This window comes from Shimia sp. R11_0 (assembly GCF_017744035.1).
GTDB classification, from domain to species: Bacteria; Pseudomonadota; Alphaproteobacteria; order Rhodobacterales; family Rhodobacteraceae; genus Shimia; species Shimia marina.
Window position 1 is genome coordinate 421059 of sequence record NZ_JAGHQY010000004.1, and the last position, 22940, is coordinate 443998.

General features: G+C 58.4%; 26 protein-coding genes. 8 read left to right on the forward strand and 18 right to left on the reverse strand.

Features of this window, described 5'->3' with window-relative positions; genetic code table 11:
• Nucleotides 1-1521: an exodeoxyribonuclease VII large subunit gene (gene xseA / locus J7382_RS11310; protein ID WP_209069124.1), complete on the reverse strand. Its 1521-nt coding sequence runs from the start codon at nucleotides 1519-1521 to the stop codon at nucleotides 1-3.
• A gap of 83 nt (nucleotides 1522-1604) precedes the next feature.
• Here xseA and purD point away from each other — a divergent pair, with 83 nt between their 5' ends.
• Nucleotides 1605-2867 carry a phosphoribosylamine--glycine ligase gene (purD, locus tag J7382_RS11315; protein WP_209069125.1) on the forward strand — a complete coding sequence of 421 codons (1263 nt, stop codon included), beginning with the start codon at nucleotides 1605-1607 and terminating at the stop codon, nucleotides 2865-2867.
• Nucleotides 2868-2945: 78 nt separating this feature from the next.
• Nucleotides 2946-3557: a LuxR C-terminal-related transcriptional regulator gene (locus tag J7382_RS11320; protein WP_209069126.1), complete on the forward strand. Its 612-nt coding sequence runs from the start codon at nucleotides 2946-2948 to the stop codon at nucleotides 3555-3557.
• Between the two features lie 71 nt (nucleotides 3558-3628).
• Here the strand turns inward: J7382_RS11320 and J7382_RS11325 are convergent, their stop codons facing one another.
• Both J7382_RS11325 and J7382_RS11330 read right to left on the reverse strand, forming a co-directional pair.
• On the reverse strand, nucleotides 3629-4336 hold the full coding sequence (locus J7382_RS11325) for a VCBS repeat-containing protein (protein WP_209069127.1): 708 nt from the start codon (nucleotides 4334-4336) through the stop codon (nucleotides 3629-3631).
• A 23-nt stretch (nucleotides 4337-4359) separates the two neighbouring features.
• On the reverse strand, nucleotides 4360-4683 hold the full coding sequence (locus J7382_RS11330) for a 2Fe-2S iron-sulfur cluster-binding protein (protein WP_058239485.1): 324 nt from the start codon (nucleotides 4681-4683) through the stop codon (nucleotides 4360-4362).
• A 270-nt stretch (nucleotides 4684-4953) separates the two neighbouring features.
• On the opposite strand from J7382_RS11330, the gene J7382_RS11335 reads away from it, so the two are divergent.
• Nucleotides 4954-5517 (forward strand): peptidoglycan-binding domain-containing protein, encoded by a 564-nt coding sequence (locus J7382_RS11335; RefSeq protein ID WP_209069128.1) that lies wholly within the window; start codon nucleotides 4954-4956, stop codon nucleotides 5515-5517.
• A 143-nt stretch (nucleotides 5518-5660) separates the two neighbouring features.
• Here J7382_RS11335 and J7382_RS11340 read toward each other — a convergent pair whose 3' ends face one another.
• The 5 genes from J7382_RS11340 to J7382_RS11360 all read right to left on the reverse strand — a co-directional run bounded on the left by J7382_RS11340 (nucleotide 5661) and on the right by J7382_RS11360 (nucleotide 9752).
• Nucleotides 5661-7073: a Do family serine endopeptidase gene (locus J7382_RS11340; RefSeq protein ID WP_209069162.1), complete on the reverse strand. Its 1413-nt coding sequence runs from the start codon at nucleotides 7071-7073 to the stop codon at nucleotides 5661-5663.
• Nucleotides 7074-7347: 274 nt separating this feature from the next.
• On the reverse strand, nucleotides 7348-7851 hold the full coding sequence (locus J7382_RS11345) for a hypothetical protein (RefSeq protein WP_209069129.1): 504 nt from the start codon (nucleotides 7849-7851) through the stop codon (nucleotides 7348-7350).
• Nucleotides 7852-7859: 8 nt separating this feature from the next.
• Nucleotides 7860-8018, reverse strand: a complete 159-nt coding sequence (locus J7382_RS11350) for a hemin uptake protein HemP (protein ID WP_209069130.1) — start codon at nucleotides 8016-8018, stop codon at nucleotides 7860-7862.
• Nucleotides 8019-8209: 191 nt separating this feature from the next.
• Nucleotides 8210-8797, reverse strand: coding sequence for a lytic transglycosylase (locus J7382_RS11355; RefSeq protein ID WP_209069131.1), 588 nt, complete (start codon nucleotides 8795-8797; stop codon nucleotides 8210-8212).
• A 73-nt stretch (nucleotides 8798-8870) separates the two neighbouring features.
• A complete protein-coding gene (locus tag J7382_RS11360) occupies nucleotides 8871-9752 on the reverse strand; it encodes an AEC family transporter (RefSeq protein ID WP_209069132.1) in 882 nt (293 codons plus the stop codon).
• A gap of 83 nt (nucleotides 9753-9835) precedes the next feature.
• On the opposite strand from J7382_RS11360, the gene hspQ reads away from it, so the two are divergent.
• Nucleotides 9836-10162, forward strand: coding sequence for a heat shock protein HspQ (gene hspQ, locus J7382_RS11365; RefSeq protein WP_058239490.1), 327 nt, complete (start codon nucleotides 9836-9838; stop codon nucleotides 10160-10162).
• 46 nt (nucleotides 10163-10208) lie between these two features.
• On the opposite strand, the gene J7382_RS11370 is transcribed toward hspQ, so the two are convergent.
• From J7382_RS11370 to J7382_RS11385, 4 genes are all read right to left on the reverse strand, one after another.
• Entirely contained in the window at nucleotides 10209-10595 is a 387-nt protein-coding gene (locus J7382_RS11370; protein WP_209069133.1) for a rhodanese-like domain-containing protein, read from the reverse strand.
• A gap of 3 nt (nucleotides 10596-10598) precedes the next feature.
• Entirely contained in the window at nucleotides 10599-12176 is a 1578-nt protein-coding gene (gene ggt / locus J7382_RS11375) for a gamma-glutamyltransferase (RefSeq protein ID WP_209069134.1), read from the reverse strand.
• A 119-nt stretch (nucleotides 12177-12295) separates the two neighbouring features.
• The gene (locus tag J7382_RS11380) at nucleotides 12296-12730 is read right to left on the reverse strand and encodes an ATP-binding protein (protein WP_058239493.1); all 435 of its coding nucleotides are present in this window, start codon (nucleotides 12728-12730) and stop codon (nucleotides 12296-12298) included.
• Nucleotides 12731-12763: 33 nt separating this feature from the next.
• The gene (locus tag J7382_RS11385; RefSeq protein WP_209069135.1) at nucleotides 12764-13093 is read right to left on the reverse strand and encodes an STAS domain-containing protein; all 330 of its coding nucleotides are present in this window, start codon (nucleotides 13091-13093) and stop codon (nucleotides 12764-12766) included.
• Nucleotides 13094-13284: 191 nt separating this feature from the next.
• Here J7382_RS11385 and J7382_RS11390 point away from each other — a divergent pair, with 191 nt between their 5' ends.
• On the forward strand, nucleotides 13285-14457 hold the full coding sequence (locus J7382_RS11390) for an acetyl-CoA C-acyltransferase (RefSeq protein ID WP_209069136.1): 1173 nt from the start codon (nucleotides 13285-13287) through the stop codon (nucleotides 14455-14457).
• Between the two features lie 55 nt (nucleotides 14458-14512).
• Here the strand turns inward: J7382_RS11390 and J7382_RS11395 are convergent, their stop codons facing one another.
• The 5 genes from J7382_RS11395 to rpiA form a co-directional block, all read right to left on the reverse strand.
• Complete coding sequence (locus tag J7382_RS11395) at nucleotides 14513-14710, reverse strand: DUF2065 domain-containing protein (RefSeq protein ID WP_209069137.1); 198 nt, start codon at nucleotides 14708-14710, stop codon at nucleotides 14513-14515.
• Nucleotides 14710-15579 (reverse strand): protease modulator HflC, encoded by an 870-nt coding sequence (locus tag J7382_RS11400; protein ID WP_209069138.1) that lies wholly within the window; start codon nucleotides 15577-15579, stop codon nucleotides 14710-14712. The genes J7382_RS11395 and J7382_RS11400 overlap by 1 nt, the downstream gene beginning before the upstream one ends.
• Nucleotide 15580: 1 nt before the next feature.
• Nucleotides 15581-16717, reverse strand: a complete 1137-nt coding sequence (gene hflK, locus J7382_RS11405; RefSeq protein WP_209069139.1) for an FtsH protease activity modulator HflK — start codon at nucleotides 16715-16717, stop codon at nucleotides 15581-15583.
• 81 nt (nucleotides 16718-16798) lie between these two features.
• On the reverse strand, nucleotides 16799-18154 hold the full coding sequence (gor, locus tag J7382_RS11410) for a glutathione-disulfide reductase (RefSeq protein ID WP_209069140.1): 1356 nt from the start codon (nucleotides 18152-18154) through the stop codon (nucleotides 16799-16801).
• Nucleotides 18155-18168: 14 nt separating this feature from the next.
• Complete coding sequence (gene rpiA, locus J7382_RS11415; RefSeq protein ID WP_058239500.1) at nucleotides 18169-18957, reverse strand: ribose-5-phosphate isomerase RpiA; 789 nt, start codon at nucleotides 18955-18957, stop codon at nucleotides 18169-18171.
• 219 nt (nucleotides 18958-19176) lie between these two features.
• On the opposite strand from rpiA, the gene J7382_RS11420 reads away from it, so the two are divergent.
• Both J7382_RS11420 and J7382_RS11425 read left to right on the forward strand, forming a co-directional pair.
• Entirely contained in the window at nucleotides 19177-19884 is a 708-nt protein-coding gene (locus J7382_RS11420) for a glutathione S-transferase family protein (protein ID WP_209069141.1), read from the forward strand.
• Nucleotides 19884-21257, forward strand: a complete 1374-nt coding sequence (locus J7382_RS11425) for an L-serine ammonia-lyase (protein WP_209069142.1) — start codon at nucleotides 19884-19886, stop codon at nucleotides 21255-21257. Before J7382_RS11420 ends, J7382_RS11425 begins: the two co-directional genes overlap by 1 nt.
• A 34-nt stretch (nucleotides 21258-21291) precedes the next feature.
• Here J7382_RS11425 and J7382_RS11430 read toward each other — a convergent pair whose 3' ends face one another.
• A complete protein-coding gene (locus J7382_RS11430) occupies nucleotides 21292-22128 on the reverse strand; it encodes a lytic transglycosylase domain-containing protein (protein ID WP_209069143.1) in 837 nt (278 codons plus the stop codon).
• A 347-nt stretch (nucleotides 22129-22475) separates the two neighbouring features.
• Here J7382_RS11430 and J7382_RS11435 point away from each other — a divergent pair, with 347 nt between their 5' ends.
• Nucleotides 22476-22691 carry a hypothetical protein gene (locus J7382_RS11435; protein ID WP_058239504.1) on the forward strand — a complete coding sequence of 72 codons (216 nt, stop codon included), beginning with the start codon at nucleotides 22476-22478 and terminating at the stop codon, nucleotides 22689-22691.
• Nucleotides 22692-22940 lie beyond the last annotated feature (249 nt).

Below are 22940 nucleotides of genomic sequence, written 5' to 3' on the forward strand. Positions count from 1 at the left end.
TTAAAACAGGCTGCCCTGCTCTGGAGGCGGCGTTTTGGCCTTGGGCGCGGGTTTTTCCGCAGGTTTGGCAGGCGCTGCAGGTGGCGCTGGCGTGTCGCTCTGCCCGACGGTCATACGGCCATCCGCAAATTCCAGCTCCAGAACCTGCGCCGCGCGTGCGGCTTCTGCCGTTTTGACAAGCCCACCATCCCCCCGCACCAAGGCAAAGCCGCGCTGCAAGGTATTGGTATAGCTGTAAGCCTCTGCCAGCCCTGCGAGGCTGTCCAACTGACCGCGCAGCTTGCTGGTCTGGCGTTCCCCCAGAAACTGGAGCCGCTGCACCGTGCTCTGAAGCTTGTCTTTCTTTTGGCGAATGTCACGCCCAAGCGCCTCAGGGGACAGGCGGTCCGCAGAGCGGCCCAGCCGCTGGCGCTGAATTTCAATCATCCGCAGCAGGGTTCTGTCGCTGAGGCCACCACTTTTCTCAGCCAGAGCCACCCGACGCGACTGCACGCCCGATTGCAAGGCCCGTGGCAAGGCATCTGCGGCGGTATCGAGCCGTTGGCGTGGTGTTTGCAGCAGCGCATCTGCACGCGGCAGAGCGCGCGACAGATCGCGCAGACGTTGATCCCGCTGGCGCAAACCCTGCTCCAACCCACGTGTCAGGCGTGCGCCCTGCTCTTCCACCCACGCCAGCATTTCAAGCCGCACCGGTACGGCAAGCTCTGCCGCCGCCGTAGGCGTGGGGGCCCGTTTGTCAGACACAAAATCAATCAATGTGGTGTCGGTTTCATGGCCCACCGCAGAGATCAGCGGAATGTCAGAGGCAGCCGCCGCGCGGGCCACCACCTCTTCGTTAAAGCCCCAGAGATCTTCGAGACTGCCACCGCCACGCGCCACAATGATCAAATCCGGGCGCGGCATGGCTCCGCCGGGCGTGAGCTTGTTAAAGCCCTCAATGGCATTGGCCACCTGCGGCGCGCATTGCTCCCCTTGAACAGCCACCGGCCACAGCAGGACTTTGCGTGGAAAACGATCACGCAGACGATGTAAGATGTCGCGGATCACCGCCCCACTGGGCGATGTCACCACACCGATGATTTCTGGCAGATATGGCAGAGGCTTCTTACGCTCAGGCGCAAAGAGGCCCTCGGCCTGCAACATGGCTTTGCGCTTTTCCAGCATCGCCATCAACGCACCCACACCTGCCGGTTTGATGTCGTCAATCACCAATTGATATTTGGACTGACCCGGGAAGGTGGTGAGACGCCCGGTGGCGACCACTTCCATACCCTCTTCGGGGCGCGTGGTGACACGGGCGGCAACGCCTTTCCACATCACGGCGGCAATCACGGAGCGATCATCTTTGAGATCAAGATAGACATGGCCGGAGCGCGGGAAGGACACACGCCCCACCTCGCCTTTGATGCGCACATGGGAAAACTCGCCCTCAATCATCCGCTTGATCGCCCCGGACAATTCGGTGACGCTAAATTCCGGAGCGTTTTCGCCCTCTCTCGGGTCGTCGATCAGGTCTGACATGGATGCGGCGCTCAGTTCCCTTGTTTCCTGTGCGCACCCACCTTAGAACGCCCACAAGCGGAGGCCAAGCGGAAGGCGGCATTATGAACATTCTTATTCTGGGCAGCGGTGGACGTGAGCATGCGCTGGCATGGGCAGTGATGCAGAACCCCAAATGCGATAAATTGATTGTCGCGCCGGGCAACGCGGGGATTGCGCAGATTGCGGAATGCGCAAGCTTTGACATCGAAGATGGCGCGGAGGTTGTGACCTTTGTGGCCGCCAATGCGATTGATTTTGTCATTGTCGGACCAGAAGCCCCCTTGGCCGCAGGCGTGGCAGATCGGCTGCGCGAGGCAGGCGTGCTGGTGTTTGGCCCTTCACAAGCGGCAGCCAAGCTGGAAGCCTCCAAAAGCTTCACCAAAGAAATCTGTGACGCCGCCAACGCGCCCACCGCAGCTTACGGCCATTTCACCGATGCAGAGCCGGCCAAAGCCTATATCCGCGACCAAGGCGCGCCGATTGTGGTGAAGGCAGACGGATTGGCCGCAGGCAAAGGTGTGATTGTGGCGATGGATCTGCAAACCGCGCTGGACGCGGTAGATGACATGTTCGGTGGCGCCTTTGGCGGTGCCGGTGCCGAAGTGGTTATCGAAGAATTCATGGAGGGGGAAGAAGCCTCTTTCTTCATTCTGTGTGACGGCAAGACCGCGCTGCCGATTGGCACCGCGCAAGACCACAAACGTGTGGGTGAAGGTGACACGGGGCTCAACACCGGCGGCATGGGGGCCTATTCGCCAGCACCGGTCCTGTCAGATGATGTAGCCCAGAAAGCGCTCGATCAGATTGTGCAACCCACCATTGATGAGATGGCCAAGCGCGGCACGCCCTACCAAGGGGTGCTCTATGCCGGGTTCATGATCAAAGACGGTCAGCCCCGACTGGTGGAATACAACGTGCGCTTTGGCGACCCGGAATGTCAGGTGCTGATGATGCGTCTTGGCGCGCAGGCGCTGGATCTGATGCAGGCTGCAGCCGAAGAACGCCTGCATGAGGCGCAGGTGAACTGGGCCGATGATCATGCGATCACCGTGGTGATGGCGGCGAATGGCTATCCCGGTGCCTATGAAAAAGGCTCTGTGATTGGCGGGCTGGACGCGCTGCCACAGGACAGCAAAAACATGGTGTTTCACGCAGGCACCACCGTCAAAGATGGGCAGATCACAGCCAGCGGAGGCCGTGTTTTGAACGTTACGGCACGCGGGGCGAGTCTTCAGGAGGCGCGCGACCGGGCCTATGCGATGGTCGATGCGATTGACTGGCCCGGTGGGTTTTACCGCCGCGACATCGGCTGGCGCGCGCTCTGAGCCGAGGGTAGGTAGTAGTGCGGGCGTTGCACCAAGAGGAGCAGCGCCCTATCCTCCCCACAATCAGGGGGAGAAGACATGACCATTTCGGTGGCAGAGGCCTACGCCTCGGGCGATTTTGTGGAGCTGGCCTTCAGCTTCGCGCCCGTGGGCATCGTGGTGACGGAAAACCGGGTCATCCGGGATTGCAACGACACTTTCGCGGAGATGTTCCGCTATGAGCGCGCGGCGCTCAAAGACAGCACTTTTGCCATTCTCTATCCCACCCAGGAAGAATTCACCAATATTCGCAATCGCGGTGTCCAGGAGCTGCGAGAGGGCAACTTCTATTGGGATGAACGCGTTATGATGCGGCGCGGTGGTGAGATGTTCTGGTGTCGGGTGCGCGGCCATACGTTCACACCGGAAGACCCTTTGCAGCGCGCTGTCTGGAGCTTTGCCGACATTTCCGACACCCGCCCTTATCAGGCACTTACGCGACGCGAACGGGAAGTGTTTTCATTGTTGGCGGAAGGGCTGACCAGCAAGGAAATCGCGCTCAAGCTAGAGATGAGCAACCGTACGGTTGAAGTCCACCGGGGCAAGTTGCTCAAGAAGTTTGGCGTCTCCAACACTACAAGCCTGTTTCAGTCGCTGGGTGCCATTGGCACGCGCCATATCTATTCCGCCAGTGATGGCACGATGCGGTAGAGGCAGGGGAGCCAGCCCCTCTTGCGCGCGCGGCGATCAATTCACCTTGGGATGTATCTGGCCATATGAAATCAGCGGGAGGCGCATGTGAGCGCGGCTGCGAAAGCGGCCTGACCGGTGAAAGGGCCGAGTGTCTCGCTGCTCAGCCCCGTGCCGTCAAAGCGGGTGGCAACCACACTGCGCCAGGCGCCGTCTGCCGTGATCATCTCAGGCCCCTGACCGCAATCGCGGATGCCGCCGGAGATGAAATCCTCACCGATGCGGTGATTGGTCAGCCCCGTCAGCCTGGCCACTTCGGTGAGCTGATCGTCTTGAAAGCGCCAGACTCGCAGGGTTTTGGCCAGATGAGGCCGGTCAATATAGGCGATCTCGACAGCGCCGTCGCTGTCCAGATCTGCGGCCCCGATGGGGGCAAGCCAGCGATTGCGCTGGCCGATATAGGGCGTGGCGGCGCGCAGCCCTTTGGCATCATAGATTGCCAGACGCGCCCCTGCGCTCTGACTGCTTTCCACGACGATCACTTCGGGGGCGCCGTCCCCATCCATATCGAAGAGGCGCGGCGCAATGTCCTCAAACACACGCTCTTGGGGCAAGGTGATCAAAAGGCGCTGGCCGTTTTGCAAGGTCAACTCCAGAGCGCCATATTCAATCGCATCTCCAAGCACGCCATGGGCGTAGCGCGTGGTTTCCTGCTGATAGCGGGCAGCAGTGATTTCTGCTGTGGCAGGCGCCCCCGCCACCATCAGCCCCGCGCACAGCACTGGCCATGCGCGGCGCATGCAACGGCGCGCCTTCCTCACCATCAGATTTGCTTCTCTGGCATTTTCACAACCAGACCATCCATGGCGTCTGTGACTTTCATCTGACAGGTCAAACGGGAGGTGGCAGGATCGGGCTCATAGGCAAAATCCAGCATGTCTTCTTCCATGTCATCCTTGGCCGGGATCTTCTCCACCCAGGCCGGATCCACATAGACATGGCAGGTCGAACAGGCACAGGCGCCGCCGCAGTCGCCCTCAATGCCCGGAATGTTGTTGTCGCGCGCGCCTTCCATGACGGTCAGCCCGTTGGCGACCTCTACAACATGTTCGGTTCCGTTATGCTCGACATAGGTGATTTTTGCCATGTCTGGCTCCTCTAGGTGAAACTGTTCGCATTTCTAGTTAGTCAAGGGGGGCTGCTGCTTCCACCCCCTTTTGCGACATCTGTTATGTCCCCTTGCGACAGGTCGCAGATTTTCTTCATTTGTTCCCTCAAATGTTGCGTAGTCCCCTCTGTGGCCCGCATTGGAACGCCACAACGGCCTGCACCAGAAGAGCCCTGCTCTCAACAACATGACAGAGTTTCGCTGCGCGACAAAAGGCGCTACAACGGGCAAAACACATGAGGCGCGAGCATGCCCGCATATTTTGTCGCACGATCGGTTTTTGCCGTCACAGCGCTCACATCCACGCTGTGCCTGAGCGGCTGTCAACAAACCATTGCCGATGCGCCCTATCTTGCGGCCTTCAGTGAACCAGAAATTCTGCGCGCAGAGGATGCCGGAGCCCCCCCCGGGGCGAGGCCCGGAAGCTGCTGGGGGCGGGATGTGACACCTGCCGTTGTGGAAACCGTCAGTGAGCAGATCATGGTGCAACCGCCAGAAGTTCTGGCCGATGGCACGGTTCTGTCACCGGGGATTTTTCGCACAGAGACACAACAGCGCATTCTCAAAGAGCGGCGGGAGCTGTGGTTTGAGAGCCCCTGCGAGGAGATCTGGACCGAAGAGTTCACAGCCTCTCTTCAGCGCGCGCTCAAGGTCCGGGGACATTATTACGGGCCCGTCACAGGCACGCGAGACGGGCGCACCCGCGCCGCTATCCGACGCTATCAGAACACTGGCGGCCTCGACAGTGCCATCCTCTCCATGGAAAGTGCCCGTCGCCTCGGCCTCGTCGCCGTACCCAGAGACACGGTTTGACCCTCTCGCTCACCGTCACTTAATTGACCGTTACTGGGACAGGCTCTCAAACAGCCAGCCGCAACGCGCACGCCGAGTGGCGGATTGCCATAACGGGCGCCCCCTTCGGAGGCGCCCGTCGTTTTTTTTCATAAGATGTCAGCTTACTCTTCGATATTGAGGGCCACGAAACGAGGCTCCCCTGCCCGGCGCACCAAGAGCAGCAAGGATTTGCGACCAGCCTCTGTGGCTTCTTCGATGCGGTCTTCGAGATCTGCCACAGAGCGCAGCTTCTGCTGGCCTGCTTCGGTCAGGACATCCCCGGCACGCAGCCCTTTTTCATAGGCTTTGGAGAGTTCATCCACATTACTCACCAGCAGTCCTTCGGTGCTGTCAGGGAGATCCATCTCGGCGCGCATGTCATCCGTAAGCACAGACACGGTCAGACCAAGAATCTCTTTCTCAACCGGATCTTCGGAGGGCACAGGCTGGCTTGCAGGCACCGCACCTTCGGCTTCTTCGCGGCGGCCCAGCGTCACAGCCAGCGTCACCTCTTCACCGCCACGCAGCACCACAACATCCACGGTCTTGCCAACGGAGGTGTTGCCAACGCTGCGCACAAGGCTCCGCACATCTTCGACAGTGCGACCATCAAAGGTCATGATCACATCACCGGCCTGCATCCCGGCCTCCATGGCGGGGCCCTCCGGCACATCCGTGATCATGGCGCCGGAAGCAGTTTGCAGACCATCAACGGCCTCCACCATGTCCTCGGTCACATCCTGAATGCGCACACCCAGCCAGCCACGGCGGGTTTCGCCAAACTCCTGCAGCTGGTCGATAACGCGGGTCACCACATTGGAGGCCATAGAGAAGCCGATGCCGATGGAGCCGCCATTGGGGGACAGGATCGCCGTGTTCACGCCAACCACTTCGCCATCCATGTTAAACAGTGGGCCACCGGAGTTGCCCCGATTGATCGCTGCATCGGTCTGGATGTAGTCGTCATAGGCACCGGCGAGCGCACGGCCACGCTGAGACACGATACCGGCTGAGACAGAAAAGCCCTGTCCCAACGGGTTGCCCATGGCAATCACCCAATCCCCCACGCGCGCCTTGTCACTGTCGCCAAACTCGACAAACGCCAGAGGCTCGTCAGATTCGACTTTCAGCAAGGCGATGTCGGTGTTCTTGTCCGTGCCAATCACCTTGGCAGGAAGCTCCCCCCCTTCGAAGAATTCCACCAGAATTTCATCTGCGCCTTCAATGACGTGGTTGTTTGTCACAACAAAACCATCCGCAGAGATCACAAAGCCCGAGCCCAGTGCCGAAGAGCGGCGGGGGCGCTCTCCGTTCCCCTGACGATCCTGAAACTCGCGAAAGAAATCTTCAAACGGCGAGCCTTCGGGCACGATGTTCTGAGGACCTGTACGGCCTTCGACCACGGTGGAGGTGGTGATATTCACAACTGCGGGGCTGATCTTTTCTGCCAGATCCGCAAAGCTTTCGGGGCGGGCCTGTGCGGTCACGGCTTGCGCCAAGACAACGACAGTGCTCACAAACGCGAGAAAAAGCATCCGTACAGCGGATGCGTTCGGACGCCTGTCCGTAAAAGTGTCAGAAAACACGATCGGTTCTCCTTTGGTGTTTCACAACGGGCCGACAGCGCGTCGGCTTCTGGGTAAAACATGTGCGTTTAGGGGAATGAGTGCAACCTTGCGCCTGCTTCATCGGCACAATTGCGCGTGAGCCTGTGTGAAATTGTGGACCAAATAGTCCTTTATTCGCAAGGCAATTTTGGGTCATGGCCGCTTTTGAGGCGCACAACCCAAAGCTTTGTGACAGAGCCGGTCAGTGCAGCATGCGGCTCATCATTTGTTTCGCAGGGGAGTCCGGGCGTGAGGCGCTTTGAGCCGACGGGCGGCTGGGGCGGGCCGGCAGGGATCGCGCCAGTGCCGCCATTGCCATGCCAAACTCGGCGGCAAGACCGGCGAAACACATGGCCATATCCGGACGCACCATCAGAGCGGCCAACATGGCGGCATCCTCTGCATCGCCATTCGCTGCGGTCTCCACAAGATGGGCGAAAATTGCCTCATCTGCGCCAAGACACTGACAATGGCAGGCGTGCCGACACAGCTTGCGACGCCCGTATACATTTGCCAGCTCCATGAGGTCAGCAAAAACAGCTGTCACATTGCGCGCACGCGCCTCACCAAAGCCAGTGGCCAGAGCCTCTTGCAGCTGTGCCTGGCCGCTGGGATCACGCTCCCAGTGGCGCAGCCAACGCACGGCAAAGCGCTCCACATGCCCGAGATCATCAATCCAGCCAACCCGTTGTGCTCCGACCGACATGGCAGAGCTCACTTGGTCAGGATCAGTTTGCCCGCGCGGGTGATGCGCAGCGTATAAAGCTGGTCGTTCAGACGAATATGGGCCAGTCCATTTTCACCAGTCAGGATACGGGCGTCATGTACAGGCAGGGCGTTCACATAATCAGCGGCTTGGGTTTGCATGGTCATTTGGACTCTCCAAAATCTACGTTGGGATGCTCCATTCCGGAGCGCTGACTTATTTCTGATTATTTTTGTCAGAAATGTCAACCCACCAAATTAAGGCCCTGGTCAGCATGCCAAATGGCCTTCACAATCCCCCCAAAACACAAAGGGCGCCCCAATGGGACGCCCGTTTTCTGTTAAGTTCCGCCTCAGGCTCACCAGATGCGTGAACAGCTCTTCAGTTGTGCCTGATACCGCGCCGAACGGCTGGCCACATCATCCGCAACCCGCATCAGCCACGCCTTGTTGCGATATGTGCCCCGTGCGTATCCCGTATGCCCTTCGTGATAATTAAGATACTGCGCACGCGCGTCGTGTAGCGATACGCCATTGCGATCACGCGATTGGTGAAAATACCAGCCCATGAAGTCTGAGGCGTCTTTGATATTGTCGCGGCGCGCGCCCCGGTTTCTGGTCTCCCGGCGGTATTCATCCCATGTGCCGTCAAGCGCTTGGGCGTAGCCATACGCGCTGCTTTGACGCCCCATCGGCAGAATGCCCAGCGCATATTTATGCGGCGTCCGGGCGTTGGAAATGAATTTGCTTTCTTGATACAACACCGCCATCTGAACGTGCACAGGCACGCCCCACTTACGTTTGGTGGCTGTGAATGCACGTTTAAAGTGCGGCTTCTCCTTGAGAATCGCACACGCGTTGTCCAAATTGCGCGGCGCACTGGTATCTTTGCCGCCGCAGGCCGCAACAAATGCCAACATCACCAACGCGAAGAGAAGTCTGCTCATCTGCCTCTCGCTATATTTTGTTTTTCTGTAGACTAGCCGATATCCGCAAGAGGCGACAATCACATTTACTTGGCTAGACAAGCATCGTGAGCAACAGAGGCAATCCGATCACGGATACAAGCGTGGAAACCACAACAAAACCTGCAACTGCGCCGGAATCCGCTTCGTATTTCTCCGCGAGCAAATAGCTGCTCACGCCAACGGGCATCGCCATTTGCAAAACCAACACACCAAACAACGCCCCACTCAAGCCAAAGGCACGTGCCATGGCGTAACCGATCAGAGCACACAGGGCGAACTTCACAATGGACAGCCCAACGGCGGTAACAACCCGGCCCGGTGTCAGGCGCGCCACGGCCACACCAAGCGTGAGCAGCATCAGAGGAATCGCCATCTGCCCGATCAGTTCCAGCGTGTCGGTCACAAAACCCGGCGTTTCCCAGCCCATGGCCAAAAACAACGCGCCCAGCAGGGTCGCCCAGATCATGGGCTCCTGCGCCATTTTGCCAAGGGCCCCCTCCCCTGCGACCAGCCAGATCCCCCATGTGAAGGACAGAAGCGCAGTGATCGACAGGAGCACAACCGCCCCATCAAGCCCCGCTTGCCCAAAGGCAAAAAGCGCCATGGGCACGCCGAGATTACCGGTGTTTCCGAAGATAAACGGCGCGAGATAGGACCGGATATCGAGCTTCAAGAGCTTCAAAAGGCTCCAACCCACAGCGCCAATCAGCAAATATCCTGCAAATCCTGCAAGTGTCAGCCGCCCCAATTCATTGAGATCCGCATCAGACTTCATCAGCGCCGTGAAGATCAGACAGGGTACAGCCAAGTTCACGCCAAGTCGCGTAACAAATTGAATGCGATACTCAAATCCCGCCTTCACCCAAGCAAAACCGACCCCAGCCACCAAGAAGACTGGCGCCACGATTTCCAACACTGTTAAGATCAAGTTCACAGACTGTTTCCTGCTAAAAATCGCCGAAAGTTGGACAAAGCCCCCTTGCAGGGTCTAACTTTGAGGAGTAGGGGCTGCAATACATGCTTACAACACGTGCAAAATATTACCTCGGTCAGGTCGTCCGTCACCGCAAACATCCGTTTCGCGGCGTTGTGTTTGATGTGGATCCAGAGTTTTCCAATACCGAAGAATGGTATGAGGCCATCCCTGAGGACAGCCGTCCCGTGAAGGATCAGCCGTTTTACCATCTGCTCGCCGAAAATGACCAAAGCTACTATGTGGCCTATGTGTCTGAGCAGAATCTGATCGCAGACTATTCCGGTGAACCAGTGAGTCATCCGGACTTGGATGAGATGTTTGGGCCGTTTGAAGATGGTGCCTATCCTTTGCACTACGCATTGAACTAACCAGATCACGATGAAGACACGCCGACCTCTGCAGCCGGCGTTTTTTTCAGCTCTCCAGAATCGGAGCGCCACGTGTCTTCCAGCTTGAGAAGCCGCCTTCCATCTCGGCGATATTGGTCACGCCCATGTCTTGCAGCGCCTTGACCGAAAGCGCAGATCGCCATGCGCTGGCACAAAACAGGATCAGTGTCTTATCTGTGGCAAGCGCTGGTTTGTGATACGGGCTGTCAGGGGCGATCCAAAATTCCAACATGCCACGCGGCGCGTGAAATGCACCTGCGATGCGGCCTTCGCGCTCAAGCTCCCTTGGATCACGAATATCCACAAACAGGGCCTCGCCCGCCGCAACCATCGCGGCAGCCTCTTTCTGGCTGAGGCTGCGAATTTCAGATTTGGCCGCGTCGACAAGCTCTTTGATGGGGGTGATGGCCATGTGTCAGTATCCTATCGCGGCGCCGTCTTTGCGCGGATCAGACGCGCCTTCCAGCACGCCGCTTTCATGAATGCGAATCGCCTGCGCCCCACCAATTGGCGCATCCGGCACCACCACCTTGTGGCCCATATCGGTCAGGGCCTGCTTGACCTCAGCCCCATAGCCACGCTCCAGCTTCAATACGCCGTCCTCCACAAAAGAGCGCGGCGAATCCAGCGCGGTCTGCGGATCCATGCCAAAGTCCTCCATGTTGGAAAGCACACGCGCATGGCCGTTGGGCTGATAATGCCCGCCCATCACCCCAAAGGGCATCTCCACGCGGCCATTGCGACGCACCATGCCGGGAATGATCGTATGCATCGGGCGTTTGTCCCCGGCCATTTCATTTGGATGCCCCTCCTGGAGCGTGAACCCTCCGCCGCGGTTTTGCATCAGAATGCCAAATTTATCAGAGGCAATGCCGGACCCAAAGGCATGGAAAATCGAATAGATCATCGACACTGCCATGCCATCTTTGTCCACCACGGAGAGATAGACCGTGTCTTTATGCACCGCTTCGGTGAGCGGGGCCGCAGCGGGCATGGCCCGTTTGGGATCAATCAGGGCCGCGAGCTTTGCAGCTGTTTCCTCAGACAGCATATGCGCCGTGCGGATGGTGTGATCTGGATCCGCAATCAGCCGATCCCGCGCGTCATAGGCCAATTTGGCGGCCTCTGCCTCAATGTGCGTGCGTTCCACGCCAAAGGGATCCATGGCGGCGATATCGAAATGTTTGAGGATATTGAGCAGCAGGATCGCCGTGGCACCTTGGCCGTTGGGCGGATGCTCCAACAATTCCACGCCTTTGTACGTGCCCCCAATCGGCATCGTCTCATTGCCCTTGGTGGCCGCAAAATCCTCCAGTGTGTGCACGCCGCCCATCGCCCGCAAAGTGTTGACCATGTCTTCGGCAATTTCACCGGTATAGAAGGCATCCCGCCCCTGTGCGGCGACACGGCGCAGCACCTCAGCCTGACCTGGCGCGCGGAAAATATCTCCTTTGGACAAAGGCTGGCCCTCTTTGAGATAGTGACGGCGGCCATGGCCTTGCAGATTGTCTTGGCAGGACTGCCAGTCAAAGGCCGCCCTTGGGGCCACCGGAATGCCCTCTTCGGCGTAATGGATGACCGGAGCGAGGCTGTCGGCGATGCCAAGCTTGCCAAATCTTTCAGAAAGAGCACAAAAACCATCAATCGCGCCGGGAATGGTCACGGCCTCAACCCCAAAGAGCGGCACAGCCTCAAGCCCTCGCGCCCGCAGATCTTCTGCTTTGGCCGCTTGTGGCGCACGGCCTGATCCATTGAAGGCCAGAACCTCATCACTCCCAGCAGGCGACACCAGAGTAAAACAATCCCCGCCAATGCCCGTGGACGCAGGCTCGCAAATCCCGAGCAGCACAGAGCCAGCAATGGCCGCATCCATTGCATTGCCCCCCTGCCGCAGAATGCTCACGGCGACTTCAGCGGCCAATGGCGTAGAGGTGGCACACATGCCATTGGTGGCCATCACAGGTGAGCGGCCGGGGAAATGAAAATCGCGCATGCAGGAGCCTCCTTTGTTCACATGTGAACTTTAATCAGGCCAGCAAACGATGCAAGCGCGCAAATCCACAAGATGGAACCGCGTGCGGGGATGTGATGATGTAATGCGGGAGGGAAGCGTCAATCCGGGACGCGGAAACTCAGGCGATTATGCCCTGTGGCACGCCGCTGATAGTCGATATCTTGTGCCAGAGAACGCACGAGGCCCCACCCAAAGCCGCCCTCAGGCATATCGGAGAGATCGCGTTCAAGATCAGGCATTTGACCATCTGGCAATTTATTTTCAGGCATCTGTGCGCCATTGTCGCGCACCTCAACAAACCAGCAGTGATCGGAATAATTACAGGCAATCACAATCTGCCCATCCTGACGCCCGGCCAGCGCATGTTCGACAACATTGTTGAGCACTTCTGCGAGCACAATTTCAAGCACACCGGCATTGCAGGCCGCAAACTCCTGAGCCGTCAGCTTGTGCCGAAGCGTTTCCAGAGCATTGCGCACCTCTTGGGGTGTGCCTTCGAGCTCAATATGAATATCAGCCTGCGGGTTGGTCACTCTTCTGTGTGCCCTTTAAGTGCGCCGAAGCGATCAGATAGCAATCGCGTCGGTGAGAGAATTGTGAATTCTGAATACGGTGTCCATACGGGTCAAACGGAAAACTTTATCAACATTTTCATTGAGACCAGCCAATTCAAGAGGATGGCTGCCCCCGAGTTGCTTCATGGCTGCAACAATTGCACCCAATCCACTGGAATCGATGAAATCCACTTCGGAAAGGTCTAGGATCACACGACCGGAGACATCGTCCGTTTCTTCACGCATGCGGTCTTTGAACTGAATCGCCACAGAGGCATCAATCCGCGTCTCATGCACGGACACAATCAGAGCATCGCCCTCTGTCTTACTCGACAGATTCATTCTGACCTCTCCTTCACTTTCGTCCAAGACGAACTCTATCCCCTAATCGTTACCAAGAAGTGAGCGCGCCCCTGTGAACGATTGATTTACCACAGCGCGCACCCTGAGGGAGGGGGTTGTAACATCCTTGCAAAGATTGTCGTGCAAGGCCATGGAGAAATAATATTTCGTGGCTGAAGAGGAGCACAGCAATGCGGAAAGTTGTGATTGCGGGAGCGGCCCGCACACCTATGGGAGGATTTCAGGGCGCTTTCGACGGCGTTGAAGCGGCGGAGCTTGGCGGCGCGGCGATTCGTGCTGCCCTGTCAGATGCGCGCACAGAAAGCGTAGATGAAGTTCTCATGGGCTGTGTGCTGCCAGCCGGCCAAGGTCAGGCCCCGGCGCGTCAAGCGGGCTTTAAAGGCGGTCTGGGCGAAGAGGTACCGGCAACCACGCTCAACAAGATGTGCGGCTCTGGCATGAAGGCAGCGATGATGGCTTATGACGCCGTGGCACTTGGGGATCGGGATCTGATGATCGCAGGCGGCATGGAAAGCATGACCAATGCACCCTACGTTCTGCCAAAGATGCGCGGTGGCGCGCGCATCGGCCATCAACAGGTGGTTGATCACATGTTTCTGGACGGGCTGGAAGATGCCTATGACAAAGGACGCCTGATGGGCACCTTTGCCGAAGACTGTGCCGAAAGCTTCCAGTTCACACGCGAAGCACAGGATGACTATGCCCTGAAATCGCTCTCCAATGCGCTGGACGCGCAGAAGAGCGGGGCCTTTGAGGGGGAAATTGCGCCTGTGACGATCTCTACCCGCAAAGGAGAGGTCGAAATTCATGAGGATGAACAACCCGGCAATGCCCGCCCGGAGAAAATCCCACAGCTGAAACCGGCGTTTCGCAAAGATGGCACCGTGACAGCGGCCAACAGTTCTTCCATCTCCGATGGAGCCGCCGCATTGGTGGTGGCCGCTGAGGAGGCTGCCAAAGCGCAGGGTTTGAATGTCCGTGCCCATATTGTGGGACATGCCAGCCACGCGCAGGCTCCGGGTCTGTTCACAACCGCACCTGTGCCCGCCACGCAGAAACTTCTGCAAAAAATCGGCTGGCGCAAAGAGGATGTGGATCTTTGGGAGGTGAATGAGGCCTTTGCCGTGGTGCCCATGGCGTTCATGCATGAAATGGGGCTGAGCCGGGATATTGTGAATGTGAATGGGGGCGCCTGCGCCTTGGGCCATCCGATTGGTGCCTCGGGCGCGCGGATCATGGTGACGCTTCTGAACGCGCTGGAAAAGCGCGGGTTGAAACGCGGTGTGGCGGCCATCTGCATTGGCGGCGGGGAAGGCACCGCAATCGCCATTGAGCGACCTTAAGACTTCGACAAACAGTAACCGCCGCGCGTTTTGACGGCGCGGCGGTCTAATACGCTCAGGCGCCCAGCGCCTTCGCAATCCAGACAACAAAGAGACCAAAAGCCAAAGCGGCCAGCCCGACCAAGCGGCGTTGCTGTTCGGGAATGGCCCGCAGCATTGCCAGAAGCTCCTCAACAAGCGAAGGGGCCAGTGCGTACACCAGCCCCTCGACAATCAAGACCAGCCCGAGGGCCAGAAGCGCAGTTTCCACCATCAGCGGCCCTGCACATCCTTGAAGTAGTTGAAGAAATCACTGTCAGGCGACAGCACCATTGTGGAATTGCCGGACTGCAACGCCGCACGGTAAGCATTCAGCGACCGGTAGAATTCAAAGAACTCAGGGTCTGCGCCAAAGGACTGCGCAAAAATCGCGTTCCGCTCCGCGTCAGCTTCACCGCGTGTGATCTCAGACTGACGCTGCGCATCAGACACAAGTTCCACCACAGTACGATCCGCCTGCGCGCGCTTACGCTGTGCAGCCTCTTCACCGCGGGCGACCTCGTCCGCCGCTTCCCGTTCACGTTCTGCACGCATCCGTGCAAAGGTCGCTTCAAGGTTGGCTGGCGGCAGGTCAGTGCGCTTCAGACGCACGTCGATCACTTCCAGCCCCAGCGAACGCGCCTCAGAGATCGCATTGTCGCGAATGCGGTTCATCAGGCTTTCACGCTCGGTGGACAGCACCTGATCGGAACGCACGGAACCAAGCACCTCACGGGTCTGCGCCCGCAGGATGTTGTCCAGACGCTGCTCCGCCAGCGCTTCACCACCGGCACCAACGGCCAGACGGAACTGAGTGACATCCGCGATCCGGAAACGCGCAAACGCATCCACGATCAGACGACGGTCATCCAGCGGGGTGACTTCCAGCGGGCCGACTTCGCGGCTCAGGATACGGTCATCATAGCGCACAACCTCTTGAATCAGAGGAATTTTAAACGCCAGACCCGGATCCTCTTTCACAGAGACCACACGGCCAAACTGCAGCACCAGCGCCTTTTGACGTTCATCCACGATGAACAGGGAGGACAGAATGCCGGCAATGATGATCACCAGAACAGGCAGAAGATATGTTGTCTTTTTCATATCAGTTGTTCCCCTTGCGCAGTTCGTTCAGCGGCAGGTAAGGCACCACGCCCTGATCCCCGGTGTTTTCATCGATGATCACTTTATCGATGCCACCCAGAACCTCTTCCATGGTCTCAAGATAAAGACGCTTGCGGGTAACATCAGGCGCTTTGGCGTATTCTCCCAGAACAGCGGAGAAGCGGCTCGCCTCACCCTGTGCCTGGTTCACAACCTGCGCCCGGTAGGCTTCAGCCTCTTCCAGAATCTGCGCGGCTTCACCACGCGCCCCGGCGGTCACACGGTTGGAGTAAGCGTCTGCCTGTTTCTCCAGACGGTCGCGCTCCTGACTTGCCGATTGCACTTCGCGGAAGGCGTCTTTCACTTCTTCGGGCGGATCGGCACCGTCAAAGTTCACCCGCACGATGTTCACACCGGAGTTATAGGTGTCCAGCGTGGTCTGGATGCTCTCCAGCAGACGATCCGTGATGATACCACGGTCACGGTTCAGCACCGGCGCCAGCTCAGATTGCGCGATGATTTCACGCATCGCAGATTCAGACACGGCACGGATGGTTTCCTGCGGGTCACGCAGGTTGAACAGATACTGCGCCGGATCAGAGATGTTCCAGACCACCTGGAAATCAATGTCGACGATGTTCTCGTCCCCGGTCAGCATCAGCCCATCCGTGCGGCTGCCACGGGTCGGGATGTCTTCGGTCTGTTCGTTGGTGACCGGCAGAACCTCAGCAGTGACCAGCGGCCAGGGGGCAAAGTTCAGACCCGGGTTGCCGGTTGCGTAATACTTACCAAGAAACAGCTCAACGGACTTTTCTTCGGGCTTTACGGTGTAAAAGCTCGCCATCGCCCAGAGACCGGCTGCGACCAGCGCACCAATCGCAACGGTGCCTTTGGTCAGACCGGGACCGCCTTGGCCTCCGGCGCCACCGCCATTGCGCTGGCCTCCGCCACCGCCACGGCCACCCATAAGGACGCGCAGTTGATCCTGACCTTTTTTCATCAGGTCATCGATGTCGGGAATCTGTGGCCCGTCGCCCTGCGGCGGACGCTGGTCGCCGCCATTGTTGTTGCCGCGATTTCCGCCGCCGCCCTGGTTGCCGCCGCCCCCTCCCCAGGGGCCGCCATTGTTTCCTGCCATGCGGGATCTTCCCTTTCTCAATAAGTCTCTGGCGTCCCTCTAAACCTGAGGGTTACGCCAGAAAAATCAACCCATGCCGCCTTACAGGCTGCGCACGGGCGCTTTCATTGTGACCAGCTCTTCAGACATGGTGGGGTGTACCGCCACGGTCCGGTCAAAATCTTCTTTGGTTGCGCCCATTTTTACGGCGATGCCCGCAAGCTGGATCATCTCACCCGCGCCTGGCGCGACGATATGACAGCCCAGCACCTTGCGGGTGGCCTTGCTCACGATGAGCTTCATCAGAACGCGCTCTGCACGGCCTGCGAAGGCCTGCTGCATCGGTTTGAAGCTGGTGGCGTAAACCTCAATCGGCTCCTGCTCGGCGGCTTCTTCTTCGCTGAGCCCCACGGTGCCCATTTCTGGCTGCGTGAAGATCGCGGTTGGGATCAACTCGTGATCTACCGGCGTTGGGTTGCCTTTGAACACGGTTTCAACAAAGGCCATGCCTTCGCGGATGGCAACAGGGGTCAGATTCACGCGGTCGGTCACGTCGCCCACAGCAAACACTGAAGGCACGCCGGTCTGACCATAGTCATCCACGATGACTTCGCCCTTACGGCCCAACTGTACGCCAATCTCCGCCAGCCCCATATTGTCGGTGTTGGGGGCACGTCCGGTGGCAAACATCACCTGATCAAACAAACGCTCTTCGCCGTTGGTCGCCTTGACCCAGATCTTGTCGCCTTCTTTGCGCATCTCCAGCACGTTGGTGCCGCAGTGGATATCTACCCCGCGCTGCCGCATCTCTTCGGCAACCAGACCACGCGCCTCATCGTCAAAGCCGCGCAGGATCTGCGCACCGCGATAGAATTGCGTGGTTTTAACGCCAAGGCCGTTCATGATTCCGGCAAATTCAGAGGCGATATAGCCCCCGCCCACAATCAGGATGCTCTCCGGCAGCTTTTCCAGATGGAAAATCTCATTGGAACTGATGCCCAGTTCCGCGCCGGGCAGATCCGGCCAGACCGGACGCCCGCCCATGGCCAGCAGGATATGCTTGGCGGTTTTCTGTGTGCCGTCTGACAGCTCAACCGTGTGCGCATCCACCATTTTGGCGCGCTGATCAAAGCTCTCCACACCGCTGTTTTTCAGCAGATTGCGATAGATGCCTTCCAGGCGATCAAGTTCGGCGTGCAGCTTACCTTTGAAGGCGTCCCAGTCAAATGCGCCCGGCTGAATATCCCAGCCATAGGCCTGAGCGTCTTCGACCATGCCCGCATATTCAGAGGCAAACACCATCAGCTTCTTTGGAACACAGCCCCGGATCACACAGGTGCCGCCATAGCGGTCTTCCTCTGCAAGCGCAACTTTTACACCTTCGGCCGCCGCAACGCGGGCAGCCCGTACACCACCGGACCCGCCGCCGATGACAAAGAGATCATAATCAAAGGACATGATTTGCCTTTTTGTTAGTCCACAAGATCCGTGAACAGGTTGTCTGTTTCCGCGAAGTCGAGCATCGCCTCTTCGATTGTGCCAGCGTTGATATCGCGCACTTCTACGCGCCCGTCACCATAGCCGACCACTACGGCATCACAGATATCGATGAACAACCCGTTTTCAACCACGCCCGGCATCTGGTTGATGGCCAACGCAAGCTGACGCGCATCACCGACGCGGTTCAGGTGCAGGTCTAAAATATGATTGCCCTCATCGGTAACAAAAGGCGCGGCACCATTCATCCGCAGGGTGCTGGAGCGACCCAGCACATCCATGCTGACAAGGGTTTCCTCAATCAGGGCCTGTGTGGTCTGCCAACCAAAGGGCACCACCTCCACCGGCAAGGGGAAAGCGCCCAGCGTCTCCACCTCTTTGCCGACATCTGCAATCACAACCATTTGATCAGAAGCAGTGGCCACAATCTTTTCTTGCAGAAGCGCGCCACCGCCGCCCTTGATCAGATTGAGATCGGCGTCAAATTCATCTGCGCCATCAATCGTCACATCGAGCCATTTGGCCTCATCCAGACTGATGACATCAATGCCAACCTCCCGCGCAAGCTGCGCCGTGCGTGTAGATGTGGGCACGCCCTTGATGCGCAGGCCCTGATCGCGCACCATTTCCCCAAGGCAGCGCACAAGCCATGCCGCAGTGGATCCGGTGCCCAATCCCACCCGCATACCATCCTCGACATAGTCGGTGGCACGCTTAGCGGCGACAAATTTGGCCTTGTCGATGGGCGACAATTCTCCGGTCATTGTGGCAACTCCCTGCATCTTTTGTCACTTTATAGAAAAGATGGCTGCCGGGGGCGAGAGCCGATTACGGGAAAACCCCAGAGATCCTACGCTTTTCGGGCTTAAATAGGGTTTCAGACTTGGGTTTGGCAGCTTGACCAGCGCCCAGCTGCGTGTTTCCTATCGGAAACGTCGCTTTTGCGCCGCCAGCCCGTTTCTATGACCGATAGAAATCTCAGTATGACAGATCCGTATCGCCTTCACTATGCACCTGACAATGCCTCGCTGATCATCCGGCTGGCACTGGAGGAGCTTGGTCTGCCCTATGAGACTCTGCTGGTAGATCGGCGCAAGACCGCACAACTGTCTCCCGAGTACCTTGCCCTTAATCCCAATGGCACCATTCCTGTTCTGGAGACACCAGACGGCCCCCTCTTTGAAACCGCTGCGATTCTCCTTTGGCTGTCAGAGACCACTGGCAAGCTCGCGCCACCCGCGCGCACAGAGAACCGTGCGGCCTTTTTGAAATGGATGATCTGGTGCTCCAACACCTTCCAGATTGATCTGCGCCATTTTTTCTATCCTGAAAAATTCATTGGTGCGGACCCCGACCATCAGGCGCAACTGCGCCGCGTGTTTCAGACCCGGCTGAAACAGGACCTAGACATTCTGGAACAAGGGCTATCGGACAGATCTGGCCTTGCGGGCGATGTGACACCGACACTTCTGGACCTTTATGTGCCCTGCCTGCTGCGCTGGACCAAGCTCTATGCCGAAATGCCAGAGCAGCCATGGTTCCAACTTGATACTTACCCAACCCTGCATGCAATATGCCTGCGCGCAGAAGCACGTGCCAGCACATATGCCGCGCAACATGCAGAAGGGCTTGGCCCAACCCCCTTCACCGCCCCCATCCTAGCCACTCCGCCAGAAGGATCTGCGACCTAATGTTCCTCTCCGTCTTTGACATGTTCAAAGTGGGCATTGGCCCCTCTTCATCACACACCATGGGCCCCATGGTGGCCGCTGCACGGTTTCTGGATGTGCTGCGCAATTCTCCCTTTGAGGTGCATGGGCTGCGCGGCAGCTTGCATGGGTCTCTGGCATTTACGGGCGTCGGCCACGCAACCGATCGGGCCACCATTCTTGGATTGGCTGGCTTTCAACCTGACAGCTATGACAATGACAAAGCCGAAGCAGCTTTGGCCGAGATCCGCGACACGGGCCTTGTGCATCCAGAAGGCCTGCCTGCCCTGCATTTTGATCCCCGCGAGGATCTGAAGTTTGACTTCGGCCCCAATCTGCCGGGCCATGCCAACGGTATGATCCTCATGGCCACCGATGCGCAGGGCGATGTGATCCTGCAGGAGACCTATTATTCCATCGGCGGGGGCTTTGTGGTCACCGAGGCAGAACTCAATGACGGCAAGGCAACCGACGAAGGCGCCCCCGTGCCTTACCCGTTCAAAAGCGCGGTTGAGATGCTGGACATGGCGGAGCATTCCGGTAAATCCATCGCCGCCATGAAACAGGCGAACGAGGTGGCACGCGGATGCTCTGACAGTCTCAGCAAAGGCTGCGCGCGTATCTGGCAGGTGATGAACGACTGCATTGATCGCGGTCTGACCACCGATGGCACCCTACCCGGCGGCCTCAATGTGCGCCGCCGCGCCAAAGGTATTCACGACGCGCTGCAGGCGGAGCGTGGTATGAACCTCAATGCGCCACATACGATCAATGACTGGATGAGCGCCTATGCCATGGCGGTGAACGAGGAAAACGCCGCCGGTGGTCAAGTGGTCACAGCCCCCACCAATGGCGCGGCAGGCGTCTTGCCAGCGGTGATCCGCTACTGGCTGGACCACGTGCCCGGCGCGACCTCCTCGCGGATCGACGAGTTCCTGCTGACCGCGGCGGCGATCGGCGGGCTGGTGAAATTCAACGCCTCCATCTCCGGCGCTGAGGCGGGATGTCAGGCCGAGGTGGGATCCGCCTCTGCTATGGCGGCCGCAGGACTATGTGCTGTGATGGGGGGCACCCCCGCACAGGTGGAGAATGCCGCAGAGATCGCCCTGGAACATCACCTTGGCATGACCTGCGACCCTGTCAAAGGGCTGGTGCAGGTGCCCTGCATTGAGCGCAATGGTCTGGGCGCGATCAAAGCGGTGTCTGCGGCCTCGCTTGCCCTGCGCGGCGATGGAGAGCACTTTGTCCCCCTGGACGCGGTGATCGAAACCATGCGCCAGACCGGTGCGGACATGCACGAGAAATACAAAGAGACCTCGCTGGGCGGCCTCGCTGTCAACGTGCCCAACTGTTGAGGCAACGCCTGTTAAGCCATCGCGCCACTCGGCCTCATGGTTTGGCGAACACACATCCATCTGTGATCAGTTCAGGTGGCGTCATGCAAAGCGCGCGCGCCACCTGAAACGCGGCCAGCACTTTGGGCACATATGCGCGGGTCTCCGCATAGGGCGGCACACCGCCATGCTCCGCAATCGCATTCTCCCCAGCATTGTATCCGGCAAGCACCAAAATCGGGTCACCTTCGAACTTCTGCATCAAGGAATCCAGAAACAACGCGCCCCCGGCGATGTTGGCCGCCCCATCAAAACTGTCCTCCACCCCGAAACGGGCCGCCGTGGCAGGCATCAATTGCATCAAGCCCTGCGCGCCTGCGCCACTCTGGGCCTCGACACGCCCACCGGATTCCACGGCTATCACCGCGAGCACCAGAGCCGGAGAAACCTGCTTGCCGATTGTGGCAATCAGAATGTCCGTACCATGTGCTTGTACGATCCCCTGCAGGGTAGCCAGTCGTGGCGCAGGCACAGCTTCACCTTGTGGTGGATTGGAGAGGCTTTGCAACGCAGGCTCCAGACGTCCCGGCCCGCTGGCTTCCAAGTCAGGAGACACATCCTCCCAAAACCACGCCACAACGGCTGCTGCTTTCTGCCCTTTTGACTGAGGAGTGCCTGCTTCGGGTGTTTGAACGGCCAGAGGATCCTTGGGTGCGATTTGAACGGTGATGCGCTTGGATTGCCCCGGCTTTGGCGGCGTGACTCGCTTTGCAGAAAAATCAGGAAACGGCTTGGGCCCCTCAGCCAAACCAGCAGAGGCGATGCCCAACGCTAAGGTCGAAACCAACAGAGACCACAGGGCAAAGGAGGCCCATACACTGTTTTTACGCATTTATTGACACCCTGCTCGGATCCTTTTCGCGGAGTTTGGCAGAATTCTCATTTTGAAGCCAGTTTCGCGGCCCCAATCCCATGAAAACGGATGCGATTCGTGAAGATCAAATGCAGCGCAAGCACTAAGGTTAAGGCAAAATTAAAATCATAATCATTCAAAAACAATAACTTACCATGGAAAATTCAACATTTCGCATTTGATCCAAAATGGAACCACTTGCGCCCAATTCCCGCCCCATTCGAGGGGGATATTGCTGTCATACCAAGTCGGGCAGGCAAGAGAGAGACACGCCGCTAACGCCTGACAGGGTGGCAAAACCAACTGATCCTTTGGAGGGACACACTATGATCAAGTTCATCAAAAACTTCCGCAAAGACGAAGCCGGCGCCGTAACTGTTGACTGGGTTGTTCTGACCGCAGCCGTGGTTGGCCTCGCAGTGGCAGCATTCACCGCCATCGAAACATCCACCTCCACGCTGACAGGCCAAGCGGCTGGCGCGCTCAACGGTGCAGACGCCGCAACCGCAACCATCGCTCCTGGCGCAGCGGCTGACAGCTAAGTCCAGACCCTCTGAGCGCAGGCAGAAAACATATCCTGCCGCGCTCACCTGACACATCTATTTTTGGAGAGACACCATGATCAAATTCATCAAAAACTTCCGCAAAGACGAAGCCGGCGCCGTAACTGTTGACTGGGTTGTTCTGACCGCAGCCGTGGTTGGCCTCGCAGTGGCAGCATTCACCGCCATCGAAACATCCACCTCCACGCTGACAGGCCAAGCGGCTGGCGCGCTCAACGGTGCAGACGC